The 12,531-nt window shown below is 69.1% G+C and carries 10 protein-coding genes; 3 read left to right on the top strand and 7 right to left on the bottom strand.

Annotation, left to right across the window (positions count from 1 at the left end; all coding sequences use genetic code 11):
• The first annotated feature begins 57 nt into the window (after positions 1 to 57).
• Positions 58 to 2,523, top strand: a complete 2,466-nt coding sequence (locus D7X99_RS21140; RefSeq protein ID WP_121779351.1) for an OPT family oligopeptide transporter — start codon at positions 58 to 60, stop codon at positions 2,521 to 2,523.
• 45 nt (positions 2,524 to 2,568) lie between these two features.
• Here the strand turns inward: D7X99_RS21140 and D7X99_RS21145 are convergent, their stop codons facing one another.
• Positions 2,569 to 2,901 carry a hypothetical protein gene (locus tag D7X99_RS21145; RefSeq protein ID WP_120580126.1) on the bottom strand — a complete coding sequence of 111 codons (333 nt, stop codon included), beginning with the start codon at positions 2,899 to 2,901 and terminating at the stop codon, positions 2,569 to 2,571.
• 201 nt (positions 2,902 to 3,102) lie between these two features.
• Between D7X99_RS21145 and D7X99_RS21150 the strand changes: the two genes are divergently transcribed.
• Positions 3,103 to 4,869: a HEAT repeat domain-containing protein gene (locus D7X99_RS21150; protein WP_121779352.1), complete on the top strand. Its 1,767-nt coding sequence runs from the start codon at positions 3,103 to 3,105 to the stop codon at positions 4,867 to 4,869.
• A gap of 4 nt (positions 4,870 to 4,873) precedes the next feature.
• Positions 4,874 to 6,184, top strand: coding sequence for an HD-GYP domain-containing protein (locus D7X99_RS21155; RefSeq protein WP_121779353.1), 1,311 nt, complete (start codon positions 4,874 to 4,876; stop codon positions 6,182 to 6,184).
• On the opposite strand, the gene D7X99_RS21160 is transcribed toward D7X99_RS21155, so the two are convergent.
• The 6 genes from D7X99_RS21160 to selA all read right to left on the bottom strand — a co-directional run bounded on the left by D7X99_RS21160 (position 6,165) and on the right by selA (position 12,471).
• Positions 6,165 to 7,190, bottom strand: coding sequence for an RluA family pseudouridine synthase (locus tag D7X99_RS21160; RefSeq protein ID WP_121779354.1), 1,026 nt, complete (start codon positions 7,188 to 7,190; stop codon positions 6,165 to 6,167). The genes D7X99_RS21155 and D7X99_RS21160 overlap by 20 nt on opposite strands.
• 11 nt (positions 7,191 to 7,201) lie before the next feature.
• Positions 7,202 to 7,465, bottom strand: a complete 264-nt coding sequence (locus tag D7X99_RS21165) for a hypothetical protein (RefSeq protein WP_120580122.1) — start codon at positions 7,463 to 7,465, stop codon at positions 7,202 to 7,204.
• Between the two features lie 77 nt (positions 7,466 to 7,542).
• Positions 7,543 to 9,321 carry a helix-turn-helix domain-containing protein gene (locus D7X99_RS21170; RefSeq protein ID WP_121779355.1) on the bottom strand — a complete coding sequence of 593 codons (1,779 nt, stop codon included), beginning with the start codon at positions 9,319 to 9,321 and terminating at the stop codon, positions 7,543 to 7,545.
• On the bottom strand, positions 9,318 to 10,364 hold the full coding sequence (locus D7X99_RS21175) for a MinD/ParA family protein (protein WP_368667779.1): 1,047 nt from the start codon (positions 10,362 to 10,364) through the stop codon (positions 9,318 to 9,320). Before D7X99_RS21175 ends, D7X99_RS21170 begins: the two co-directional genes overlap by 4 nt.
• A gap of 122 nt (positions 10,365 to 10,486) precedes the next feature.
• Positions 10,487 to 11,080 carry an HNH endonuclease gene (locus D7X99_RS21180; RefSeq protein WP_120568177.1) on the bottom strand — a complete coding sequence of 198 codons (594 nt, stop codon included), beginning with the start codon at positions 11,078 to 11,080 and terminating at the stop codon, positions 10,487 to 10,489.
• Positions 11,077 to 12,471, bottom strand: a complete 1,395-nt coding sequence (gene selA / locus D7X99_RS21185; RefSeq protein ID WP_121779356.1) for an L-seryl-tRNA(Sec) selenium transferase — start codon at positions 12,469 to 12,471, stop codon at positions 11,077 to 11,079. Before selA ends, D7X99_RS21180 begins: the two co-directional genes overlap by 4 nt.
• Between the last annotated feature and the right edge of the window lie 60 nt (positions 12,472 to 12,531).

Here is a 12,531-nt window from a genome sequence, read left to right on the forward strand (position 1 = left end):
GCCCCGGCGGAGACCCTGCTACAACGGGCCCCCTGATTTCCTGTCAGGAGTGCCTGCTTGTCCCACGGTTCCCCGCCGGTCGTCGATGATCGCGTCCCCCTCGCGGAGGCGCATGGTGCCCCGCACAAACCCTATGTGTCCCCCGAGCAGTCGCCCACGGAGCTGACAATCCGTGGCTTAGTGCTCGGGTCGGTGCTGGGCATCGTGTTCGCGGCATCGTCCGTGTACCTGGCCATCAAGGTCGGCCTCACGGTGTCCGCGTCCATCCCGGTGGCGGTGCTCTCCATCGCCATCTTCCGGGCCCTGGGGCGCTCCAGCATCCTGGAGAACACCATCGTCCAGACGACGGGCTCCGCGGGTGAGTCGCTCGCGTTCGGCGTGGCGGCGGCGCTGCCCGCGCTGCTCATCCTGGGCTACGACATCAGCCTCACGCACGCGTTCCTCACCGCCGCGCTGGGCGGCGTGCTGGGCGTGCTGATGATGATTCCCCTGCGCCAGGGCCTCATCGTCCAGGAGCACGGCAAGCTCACCTACCCGGAGGGCACCGCCAGCGCGGACGTGCTCATCGTGGGCGAGCAGGGCGGCACCAACGCCCGCACGGTCATCCTGGGTTTCATCATCGGCGGCGTCTATAAGTTCGCCTACTCCGGGATGAAGCTCTTCAAGGAGGCCATCGGCACGCCCATCAAGGGGCTCAAGGCCGCGACGCTCTCCACGGAGGTGTCCCCGGAGCTGTTGGGCGTGGGCTACATCATCGGGCCGCGCGTGGCGGGCATCACCTTCGCTGGCGGCGTGCTCAGCTACCTCATCCTCATCCCGATGATCTCCTTCTTCGGCAGCGGCATGGAGACGCCGCTGCTGGTGCACAACGGGATGCTCATCAAGGACATGTCGCCGGATCAGATCCGCAACGCGTACGTGCTCTACATCGGCGCGGGCGCGGTGGCGACGGGCGGCCTCATCAGCCTCATCCGCTCCCTGCCCACCATCGTGGGCGCCTTCAAGCGCAGCGTGGAGACGCTGCGCCAGTCGAGCACGCAGGGGCCCGTGCCCACGGTGCTGCGCACGGATCAGGACCTGCCCATCACGGTGGTGCTGGTGGGCAGCGCGCTGCTCATCCTGGCCATCTGGCTGGCGCCGCCGCTGCACGTGAACTTCATCTCCGCCATCCTCATCGTCATCTTCGGCTTCTTCTTCGTGACGGTGAGCGCGCGCATCACCGGTGAGATCGGCTCCTCGTCCAACCCCATCTCCGGCATGGTGGTGGCCACGCTGCTCGTCACCTGCCTCGTGTACCTGCTGTTCGGCTGGACGTCGTCGCCGGACCGCTTCATGGCGCTCACCACGGCGGCCATCGTGGGCATCGCCGCGTCCAACGGCGGCACCACCGCGCAGGATTTGAAGACGGCGTTCCTCGTGGGCGGCACGCCCAGGAAGCAGCAGATCGCCCTCTTCGTCGGCGTGCTCACCAGCGCCATGTTCATCGGCCTGGTGCTGGTGCTGCTCAATCAGGGCGCCACGGCGGTCATCCCGGAGGCGCACCCGGGCGTGCAGGTGACGGAGCTGACGCAGGAGACGCGCACCCAGCACACCTACCGCTGGTCGGTGTCCCAGGACGCGCTCACCCAGCGCGGCATGACGCCCGAAAAGCTCAAGCGCTCGCTGTGGGCGGAGCGCCTGGACGCGGCGCCGATGGACGGCGGGCTGGAGCTACGCAGCTGGCGCCCGATGCCGCCCGAGCAGCTGTCCGGCCTCACGCTGACGCCGGCCAACGGCCCGTCGCTGAAGCTGTCGGACGCGGGCGCCATCACCGCCGGTCCGGACCGCGTCTACAAGGAAGGCTTCGTGCGCGGCGCGGACACGCCCGTGCCCGCCGGCCGCTACCTGGTGGATGACCAGGGCGCCATCCAGTACGTGGTGGACCCGGGCATCGGCGGCCGCATCAGCGAGTACGAGGGCCAGACGCTCACCCGCTACTCCGCGCCCAAGGCGCAGCTGTTCGCGCTCATCATCGACGGCATCCTCACGCAGCGGCTGCCGTGGGACCTGGTGCTGCTGGGCGTCTTCATCGCGCTGATGCTGGAGCTGTGCGGCGTGTCCTCGCTGCCCTTCGCGGTGGGCGTGTACCTGCCCATCAGCAGCAGCGCCCCCATCTTCGTGGGCGGCATGGTGCGCCACTTCGTGGACAAGCTGCGCGGTGGGAGCGCGGCGGAGTCCGAGTTCTCCCCCGGCACGCTGATGTCGTCCGGCTACATCGCGGGCGGCTCCATCGCGGGCGTGCTCATCGCGTTCCTCGAAATCGCCAGCGACGGGGCCTGGACGCGCGCCATCAACCTGCCTGCACTCTTCGGGCATGAAGGCGCGGTGGGCTCCTTCCTCAACGCCGTGGGCGAGAGCGAGCTGGCGCACCCGACGTGGTCCAACGTCTGGGGCCTGGCGTTCTTCGCCGTCCTCACCGCGGTCCTGTTCCGCTCGGCCGTCAAGGGCAAGAGCGGCGCGGAAGCCCCGCCGCCGTCGCACTGACGGCTTGAAGCACCCTCCCCGCTTCGTGCTCGCGGGGAGGTTCCGTCACAGCCCGGGCACCGACGGCGGCACCTCCGTGTCGCCGCCGGCAGCGTCCGCGGACCCCTTCGCGCAGACGTACTCCGCTCGCAGCGGCGTCACGATGCCGAAGGTGAAGGCGTAGACGAACGGGCTCCACCACGGCCAGTACACGTCCACCCGGGACAGGCCATGCCGGCACTCCGCCGCGGCCACGTTGGACGTCGTCAGCCCCTCCACCAGGCTCACACCCGTCTGGGCCTCCGGTGCGCCGTCGCGCGGCGCCGGACTGCGCACGCTCATGCGGAAGCAGCCCGTGAGGGACGCCAGGACCAGGGCGGACGCGGCCAGTCGCTTCATGGACGGGACTCCAGGCTGTAAAGGGACTCCTTGCGTAACACACCGGGGCTTCACCGCCAGTCCGCCCCATGTTGCCCAGGTGTCACGCCAACCCCCTGGATTCTGGGCAGTTGTCGAATTGGGAGCCGGACCTGGACGGGAGTACACTCCAGGCTCCCCCCCACCGGGGCCTTCCGCCCCCTCCGGATTCTTCCAGGATTCATGGCACAGCCCCAGAAAGTCACGGACGCGACCGCGGAGCCGGAGCAGTCACCGGAGGTCCGCGAGAAGGTGGAGCTGGCGAAGACGTTCGCGTTCCACCTGCTCAAGGGCATCAAGCAGATTGGCATGTACCGCCACAACGAGGCGCGCTTCCCGGAGTTCCTCTCCAAGGCGCTGGAGGCCATCTCCACGTACACGGAGAAGTTCGGACCGCTCTCGCTGAAGGTGGAGCAGCAGAACTTCATGCTGCACGGCGAGCCGCTCTTCTCCGAGGAGTCGCCGCTCCCCTACAAGTTCTTCCGCGACGGCATCCGTCAGCTCATCTTCCGGCCGGGGCTGCCGCTGGAGGAGCTGGTCACCCTCACGCTCATCGCGCTGTCGGAGCCGGAGCGCGGCGCGGACGACGTGCTGGCGCAGCTGTGGCGCGCGGGCATGCAGCAGGTGGAGTACGTGGTGGTGGAGGGCTTCTCCATGGAGGGCGCCTCCGAGGACGAGGTCCAGGTGGAGGTGGACAAGGTGGTGGGCTACCTCTACTCCCGCCTCACGACGAACTCGGATGACTTCCTGCGCTTCGCGCGCGTGTCCGCGGAGGACCTGGACGCGAAGCTGGACGGCGTGGAGCAGATCCGCGGCCTCGTCGTGGGCGGCCGGCACGCCTCGGACGACCTGAAGGCCCGCATCCAGCGCGACATCACCGAGGAAGAGAGCGCGCGCCTCTTCCCCAAGCTGGTGGGCGCGGTGTTCCAGGTGGTGGAAGGCGGCGTGGATGACGCGGCGCTGCTGGAGGAGATCTTCCTGCAGCTGCTGGACATGCTGCTGCTCCAGGACGACTTCGCCACGGTGAACCAGATCGTCCTCAAGCTGCGCGCGCTCTCCCAGCGCGAAGGCGGCGAGGACCTGGGGCGCATGCTCAACAACTTCCTCCACAAGATGGGCGAGGAGCAGCGCCTCACGCGGCTGGGCGAGTCGCTGAAGACGACGCGCACGCGGCAGCCGCAGGACGTGACGCGCTACCTGCAGGCGCTGGGCGTGGACTCGGTGCTGCCGCTGCTCAGCGTGCTGGAGACGATTGAACTGCCGGAGAACCGCCTGCTCGTGGGCGACGTGCTGGCCACGTTCGCGCGCGACCTGCCGGAGCCCTTCGTCGCGCGCCTCCTGTCGGACCGGCCGCAGACGGTGCGCGACATGGTCTACATCCTGGAGAAGAGCAACCACCCGGAGCGGGTGAAGATGTTCGGCCAGGTGATGAAGAGCCCCAACCTGGTGGTGAAGCTGGAGGTCATGCAGATCATCGGGCGGGGCCGCACGGCGGAGGCCCGGCGCATCATCCTGGATGCGCTCACCGACGGCGTCGCGCAGGTGCGCATGCTGGCCGCGAAGCTGCTGCCGGAGTTCGACCGCGAGCGGGCCTTCACGGACCTGGTGCGGCAGGTGCGCGAGTCGAGCTGGGACAAGAAGACGACGGACGAGAAGGCCGCTTTCTACGCGGCCATCGGGGCCACCAACCTGCCCGCCGCGCTGTCCATGATGCAGCAGCTGCTGACGGTGAAGCCGTCACTGCTCAACAAGCGGCGCGTGCTGGAGGACAAGCTGCTGGCCATCATGGGCCTGGGCGGCGCGGGCTCAATCCAGTCCTACAAGATGTTGCAGGGCGTGTTGGAGGACAAGGCGCAGCCCTTGGACGTCCTCACCGCGGCCCGCAAGGCGATGTACCAGACGCGCAAGGCCCTGTTCGGGGACTCGGCGCTGCCGGAAGAGGCGAGCTGACACCATGGCCGACAATCTGAAGATCAATCAGACCCAGGAAGAAAACCTGGGCGAGTACGGTCGAGAGCACAACGAGAAGCTCCAGAACCTGTCGCGCTCCATGCTCGCCGGCCTCTACATGCTGGTGCGCTCGGTGAAGATGTATGACCCGGAGAACGCCGTTTTCGAAAAGCCGCTCCACCAGCTCCAGGACATCATCAACCAGATCATCGGCAAGGAAGGCCGGCTGGAGCTGACGGGCGTCAAGGACTCGTACTACCTGAACGGCATGCTGGTGAAGGTGGACCTGAACTCCATCGAGAACCAGCGCTACCTGCTGTCGGAGATGCGCGCCAAGGACGTGGGCGGCATCACGCTGACCAAGCCCGTCACGACGCAGGAGCTGAAGAACTTCGTCTGGATCTTCAGCAAGGAGCAGTCCACCGCCGCGGAGGAGGACGGCCTGCAGGGGCGCAAGCTCCTCAACATGCGCGTGGCGAAGTTCTCCAAGCTGAAGGAGAAGCTGAACAAGGACATGGACAACCCGGGCGACCAGAAGGTCGACCGCAAGAAGTACGCGATGACCGTGTACGCCCGCGCGGTGTTCTTCCTGCAGAAGTACCTGGAGTCCGTGCGCGCGGGGAAGCCCATCGGCTCGTCGCGGGCGCTGCGCCTGGTGCAGGACTTCGTGGACATCTCCTACGATCAGCGCACCCACTTCCTGGGCATGACGACGCAGAAGCGCGAGGAGGACTACCTCGTCTACCACCAGGTGAACGTGGCGCTGATGTGCATCGTGTTCGGCGCGGAGCTGGGCCTCACCAAGCCGCAGCTGCGCGACCTGGGCTACATCGCGCTCTTCCACGACGCGGGCATGACGACGCTGCCGGAGGAGCTGGCCACCAAGCGAGGCGCGCTCACCGCGGACGAGAAGACGACGGTGGCCCGCGCCCCGCTCATCAGCGTGCGCAACATCCTGATGGAGAAGGGCTTCAGCCGCTCCACGCTCCTGCGAGTGGTGACGACGTTCGAGCACAAGACGGACTACGGCACCGCGGTGCGGGACGCGCGCGGCAACATCCAGATGATCATCCCCAAGACGAACCTGGGGGTGTACGCGAAGATCATCGCCATCTGCGACGCGTACGACGCGCTCACCTCCCGCAGGCCCTACCGGGACGCGTACGGCCCGGAGGTGGCGCTGATGCTGATGTGGACGGAGATGCGCCAGAAGTTCGACCCGGAGCTGCTGTCCGTCTTCATGCGGGTGATGGCCATCCAGCCCATCAAGGTCCTCTCCCGCCGCCAGCAGCAGATCAGCGTTTCCGGCCTGTAGCCTTCTTCGCCGCGGGCTTCTTCGCCGCGGGCTTCGCCTTCGTGGGCGGGCCCGCGGGGACGCTCGCCTCGCGCAAGCGCGTGAGCGCCGTCTGGAAGTCCTCCGGGAGGGGGGCTTCCAGGTCCAGCGCCTTGTGGGTGCGCGGGTGTTCGAAGGCCAGTCGCCACGCGTGCAGCGCCTGGCGGCCCACCGCCTCCTGCGCATCCGCCACCGCGCCCTTCGCCTTGCGGCCGGCGCCGTAGAGCGCGTCGCACAGGAGCGGGTGTCCGGCTTCCGCCAGGTGGACGCGGATCTGGTGCGTGCGTCCGGTGAGCAGGTCCACCTCCACCAGCGCGGCGCCGTCGAAGGCCTCGCGCACGCGGAACAGGGTGATGGCGGTCTTGCCCTCCTTCACCTTGCCGGTGAACTTCTGGCGGTGGATGGGGTGGCGGCCGTAGAGCGTCTCGATGCGCCCTTCCGCGGGCGGCACGCCGTGCACCAGGGCCAGGTACGTCTTCTGGACCTCGCGCGTCTTGAAGGCCTTCTGGAGCGCCACCAGGGATTGCTCGTGCTTGGCGACGACGAGGCAGCCGGTGGTGTCCTTGTCCAGCCGGTGGACGATGCCGGGGCGCAGCTCGCCGCCCACGCCGGCCAGGTCCTTCACGCGGTGCAGCAGCGCGTTGACGAGCGTGCCGGACGCGTGGCCCGCGCCCGGGTGCACCACCATGCCGGCGGCCTTGTCCACGACGACGAGGTCGCGGTCCTCGTGCAGCAAGGACACGGGCAGGGCTTCCGCCTGCGGGATGGCCGCGACGGGTGCGGGGATGTGGAGGCCCAGCAGCTCGCCTCCGCGCAGACGCTGCGCGGCCTTGGCGGGCTTGCCGTCCGACAGCACGTGGCCGTCGGCGATGAGGCCCTGGAGGCGGGAGCGCGTGAGGTCCGGGAACGCGCGGGCCAGGTACGCATCCAACCGCTCACCCCGGGCTTCGGGGAGGGCACGGTGCTCGCGCGTGTCGGGTGCGGCCACGGCGGAGGGCGCTACCAGATCTTCGACTTCACGTGCGCCTTGGAGCGCAACACGATGTCGTTGATGGCGCGCTCGAAGAAGTTCGCCTGGGTGCTGATTTCCACGCTCACGCGGCTCTTGTAGAGCGCGCGCCCCTCTTCCAGTTCCTCCTTGAGGACCTCGAAAAGGTTGTCCTGCTCGATGCCCTTGATGATCTTCTGCTCGTTGTAGAGCGAGATATCGGAGGCGATCGCGCGAGCGAGTCGCATCGCCTTGACCTTTTCCTCTTCCGTCATCGTGCCACTACTTAGGCACCCACCCCGTGCGAGTCAACTTTTCCCGTCGCACGGGAGGTGGGCCCGCCCACTCCCGGTCACCGGCCCGACTTGGCGGGTTTGTCGGAGAACAGCGCGAGGTAGCTCTTGGACACGCGCAGGGGGTCCAGGCCCAGCTCCCGGGCGAGGTTCATGAGGATGCCGCGCAGGTACACGGTGGTGGGGAGCGCGGTGTAGCGGTCCGCCTCCACGTTCTCCAGGTGACGCACGGAGATGCGGGTGCGGTCGGCCAGCTGCTGGATGGAGAGGCCGCGGGCCTCGCGGACGCGTCGGAGCAGTTCGCCGTTGAACTCGGCGTCCGAGGGGATGTCCACGCCCCGGGGGCGGGCCTCGCGGACCTTGGCGGCCACCTGGGCCAGCGCGGACTCAGCGGTCGCGATGGCGGAGTCCTGCGCCAGGACCTGGGCGTCCCCGAGCTTGCGGACCGTGGGGCCCTTCACCGTGGGGCCCTTCACCGTGCCTGGCCCCGTGGGGCCCTTCTGCGGCGAACGCGAGTCGATGGGGCGAGACGACGTCAGGGGCCGAACGGCGGCGCGGGAGGCCCCGGTGGCCGGGATCCGGGCCAGCGCGGTGGTACTGGAGTCCAGGGTCGGAGTGCCCGGGGCGGGGTTCGGATCCGACTCGCCCTGGGTGGTCGTCACCGCCGCCGCGTCCGAGGCGGGCGCGGGGCTGGTGGCCATGGATCCGGCCTCCAGGACCTGTGGCGCGGCGACAGGCGTGGCGCTGGCTTCCGGCGCGGCGCCCGCTTCAGGCACGTGAGACTCGGCAACCGGCGCGGAGGGCGTGGCGCTCTCTTCCGGCGTGAGCGGCACGGCGGGCGTGGCGCTGACTTCGGCCACGGGCGACGCGGCCACGGGATGGGGGTCCGGCACGGGCTGGAGCGCCGGGACCTCTGTTGCCTCGGAGGCAACAGGCGCATCGAGGGCCTCCACGCGGTCTGGTGCGACCGCTGCGGAAGGCTCCGGGGCTTCCGGGGGCTCGACGGAGGAGCTCGCGGGCGCGGAAACGGAGCCAGCCGGAGGCTCGGCTTCCGCAGGGGACGCGACCGCATTGGCAGGGGTCTCGGCCGGGGCAGGTGCCTCGTCCTTGGGTGCCGAGGCAGCCGGCGCGTTCTCGGCGATGGAGGACTTCGCGTCCACGGCGGGGGCCGGCGCTTCGGTGGCTCCCCTGCCCTGGCCGCGCAGCGGACTCGCGGGGACGTAGACGAACGACAGGCTCCGGGTGAACGAGGCACGGAAGGCCTCCACCACCGCCACGCCACCCACCATCACCGGCTCGGAGGGCACGCCTGGCGCGTCCATCCCCGAGGACTCCTGCCGCTTCGACTCCTCACCCCGCATCCGCTCCTCGCTCTTTCCAGGCGTCCCGCTCGCGCGAGCCGCCTCCCCTTCATCGTCGTTCACGGACGTCGCGGCCTTCAGTCGCGACTCCGCCTCCAGCCTTTCGGCATCCACCGCGCCCGCGGCCTTCGCCAGCGCCGCCGCCGCGGTGGCCAGGGCCTCCGCGACACGCGCGGCCGAGTCCACCGCGCCCGCGGCCTCCGCCGTCGCGGCGGCCTTCGCCAGCCGCTCCGTGGTCAGCCCGATGGAGCGGTCATACTCGACGCGCAGGTCCGCGTCGGTGAGCATCTCCATCGCCTCGTTCATCCGGTCACGCAGCGCTTCCACCTGATCCGGATCCCCCAGCGCGTACACCGCGATGGAATCCGGCGAATACAGCTCCATCAGGCGCTGGTGGGCCGCGCGGATGTCCGCGTCGCTCGCCGTGGGCGGCACCTCCAGGATCTCGTAGTAGGTCTGCTGCGCGAAGGGCTTCATGGGATGGCGGACTCGGGGGAAATGCCGTCGAGCGTCAGGATACGCGCGGCGATGCGCTGGAGTCCCTGGGATACGGGCGAATCGGGCCGCTCGAGGAGCACCGGCTTGCGCTTGCGCACCGCGCGCCACGCTTCATCGTCGTGGCGCAGGGCGCCCAGGTCATCCATGTCGATACCGAAGAACTTCTTCCACGCGGACACCATCGCGGCGCCCACCTTCTCGTCCGCGTCCGTGCGCGCCTGGTTCACGACGAGCCGCACGTGGAACGCCGCCAGCTCGCGCTCCAGCCGCTCCGCGTCCGAAGGGGCCTTGCGCCGCACCTGCGCGACGATGTCGTGCAGCGTCCGCAGGCCGCCCTCGCGGGTGGACAGCGCGCCCTCGACCATGTCCTGGATGCCGTAGCGCGCCTCCGTCTGCTGGAGCTTGCGGAAGAAGGCCGCCTTGACGAAGCGGTACGCGTTCTCCACGGACGTGGGCTCCGGCAGCACGACGAGCAGGCCGTGGTCCGCGATGAGGAAGAAGTCGAGCGTGTTGAAGCTGGTGCCCGCGCCCAGGTCCAGGATGAGGTAGTCCGCCGTCGTCTGGGACAGCAGCGTGCGCAAGAGCTTCTGTTTCTGCGCGTACTTGAGGTTCGCCGCGTCCAGCGAGTCCTGCGCGCCGGCGATCAGCGACAGCCCGGGCACGCCGGTGGAGACCATCACCTCTTCGAGGTTCGCCTTCCCACGGCGGAGGAAGTCCGACAGCGTGGACTCCGGAGGGCCCACGCCCAGGCACGTGTGCAGGTTGGCGCCGCCCAGGTCCGCGTCCACGAGCAGCACCTTCTGGCCTGCCTGCGCGAGCGCGACGCCCAGGTTGGCGGACACCATCGACTTGCCGATGCCGCCCTTGCCGCCGCCCACCGCGATGATCCGTCGCGCGCGGGCGCGCCGCACGAGTCCCGCTGGACCCGAGGGCGATGCGTCATTGCCTGCACGCGGCGAAGTGCCAGCCAGGGGGGCGGGAGCGGATGGAGGCAAGGGGGCGGGCTTCACGAAGGCTCGCATCAAAGCCCGTCCTACCGCCCGAGTCGACACCCCGCCATTTCACGGCCGACCCTGTAGCGCCCGAAGCCCGCGCCCCGGAGCCAGGAGGCTCGGGGAGCAGGCGGCCGGGGAGCCGTTCGCTGTCACTCGTCGAGCAGCTCGACGTTCCAGTAGGACACGTCCGCGAGGTGGAGGAACGGCAGCCACTCCCGGTAGGTGATCTTGCGGATGGCGCCGCGGAACAGCGGCGTCCAGCGCGGGCGCACGGGCTTCTTGAGCAGCCGCATCCCGGCCTGTTCCGGGGTGCGCCCGCCCTTCTTCAGGTTGCAGGGCACGCAGGAGCACACGACGTTCTCCCACGTCGTCTTGCCGCCCTGGGTGCGCGGGCTGACGTGGTCCAGGTTGAGGTCGCTGCGGGGCAGCTGCTTCGCGCAGTACTGGCAGGTGTCGTTGTCGCGCGCGTAGATGTTGAGGCGCGAGAAGCGCACCTTGGCGCGCGGCAGGTGGTCATACGCGCCGAGCACGAGGACGCGCGGCACGCGGATGGTGCGGTCGATGGTGGTGATGCTGTCCTGGGTAGCGCTGAGGGCGGCCCAGTCCTCGAACTCATACAGCCGGTACTGTTCGTCGATGGCTTTGGCGACGCCCTGATACAGCAGGGAAAAGGCCCGTTTGACTGACGTCACGTGAACCGGTTGGTAGTACCGGTTTAAAACGAGCACGGCGCTGTTGATCATGGCTGGCTTCCCGAACGGGCGGCCGCCACAGCCTGCGCGACCTGCCCCAGGTCCTCCTCTGAGAGACACCGGACGTCGAGAACGACCTCGTCATCCGCAATCCTGCCAATAACGGGCACCTCGGCTTCGCGCAGACGTTCCAGGAATACTTTCGGCGCTTCTACGGTGAGGCTGCAAGCGTAGGAAGGCAACCGGGACAGAGGCATGGCACCTCCACCTACTTGTCCGTCCACGGACACGACCCGGCCCTCGACGCCGTGCGCCGCGAGCAGGGCCGCCAGGCGTTCGGCACGGGCTCGCAACAAAGCCGGCTGCTGGGTGAGCAGGCTTTGGGTGGGGACCGCGTCCGCGCGGCCATCCCGGTACAGCTCCAGCGTCGCCTCCAGGGCCGCGACCGTCATCTTGTCGACACGCAGAGCACGTGTGAGCGGGTGGGATTTGATGCGCTGGAGCAGGTCCGCGCGGCCGACGATGACGCCGGCTTGGGGCCCCCCGAGGAGCTTGTCGCCGGAGAAGGCGACGACGTCCGCGCCATCCCGGATGGCCTGGCCCACGGTGGGTTCCTGGGTGAGACCTGGGCCAGAGAGAGGCACGAGCGCGCCGGAGCCCAGGTCCTGGAACACGGGCACGTCACGGGAGCGTCCCAGTTCGGTGAGCTCCGCGAGAGACGCCTCTTCCGTGAAGCCGACGAGCGCGAAGTTGGAGCGGTGGACCTTCACGATGAGGCCGGTGTCTGGACTCAGTGCGTTGGCGTAGTCCGCGCGGCGGGTGCGGTTGGTGGTGCCCACTTCGACGAGCTTCGCGCCGGACTGGCGCATGACGTCCGGGATGCGGAAGCCTCCGCCGATTTCGACGAGTTCGCCGCGGGACACGAGGCACTCACGGCCTGAAGCGAGCGCGGCGAGGACGAGCAGCACGGCGCCCGCGCAGTTGTTGACGACGATGGCGTCCTCCGCGCCCGTGAGCGTGCGCAGGTGGCCGATGAGAGGGGCGTAGCGGCTGCCCCGTTCACCTTCGTCCAGGTCGTATTCGAGGTTGGAGTAGCCACGGGCCACGGCGACGACGCGTTCCACGGCTTCGGGGGCGAGGGGTGCGCGGCCCAGGTTCGTGTGAAGCACGACGCCGGTGGCGTTGATGACAGGCCGCAGGTTCGGCGTGGCCAGGGACGCGAGCGCCTCCTCCACGTCCGCGTCCTCGAAGGGCCGCGGGTCCCCCGCGAGCAGCCTTGTGCGCACACGTTCGACGGCGAGCCGCAGTGCCGCGACCGCGCGGGCATGGGGAAGGTTCGCGAGCCGGGACTCCAACGACGGCTGACGCAGGAGTTGCTCAATGGAAGGAAGGCCGCGCAAGAGCGCATTCTTCCCTCCGGGGGAGTTCGACGCGGCACCCATGGTCCTGGAGTCTACCCGGACCACCGTGCCCGGGCGCGTGCCCGGCGACTTTTCTCCGCC

Origin of the sequence: Corallococcus sp. AB032C, assembly GCF_003668935.1 — a bacterium.
In the GTDB taxonomy this organism is placed as follows: domain Bacteria; phylum Myxococcota; class Myxococcia; order Myxococcales; family Myxococcaceae; genus Corallococcus; species Corallococcus exiguus.

Excerpts from the sequence above, each read along its gene's own strand:
- D7X99_RS21175 (WP_368667779.1), bottom strand. The coding sequence starts at position 10,364 with ATGCGAGCCTTCGTGAAGCCCGCCCCCTTGCCTCCATCCGCTCCCGCC.
- D7X99_RS21150 (WP_121779352.1), top strand. The coding sequence starts at position 3,103 with ATGGCACAGCCCCAGAAAGTCACGGACGCGACCGCGGAGCCGGAGCAG.
- D7X99_RS21170 (WP_121779355.1), bottom strand. The coding sequence starts at position 9,321 with ATGAAGCCCTTCGCGCAGCAGACCTACTACGAGATCCTGGAGGTGCCG.
- D7X99_RS21180 (WP_120568177.1), bottom strand. The coding sequence starts at position 11,080 with ATGATCAACAGCGCCGTGCTCGTTTTAAACCGGTACTACCAACCGGTT.
- D7X99_RS21145 (WP_120580126.1), bottom strand. The coding sequence starts at position 2,901 with ATGAAGCGACTGGCCGCGTCCGCCCTGGTCCTGGCGTCCCTCACGGGC.
- selA (WP_121779356.1), bottom strand. The coding sequence starts at position 12,471 with ATGGGTGCCGCGTCGAACTCCCCCGGAGGGAAGAATGCGCTCTTGCGC.
- D7X99_RS21165 (WP_120580122.1), bottom strand. The coding sequence starts at position 7,465 with ATGACGGAAGAGGAAAAGGTCAAGGCGATGCGACTCGCTCGCGCGATC.
- D7X99_RS21155 (WP_121779353.1), top strand. The coding sequence starts at position 4,874 with ATGGCCGACAATCTGAAGATCAATCAGACCCAGGAAGAAAACCTGGGC.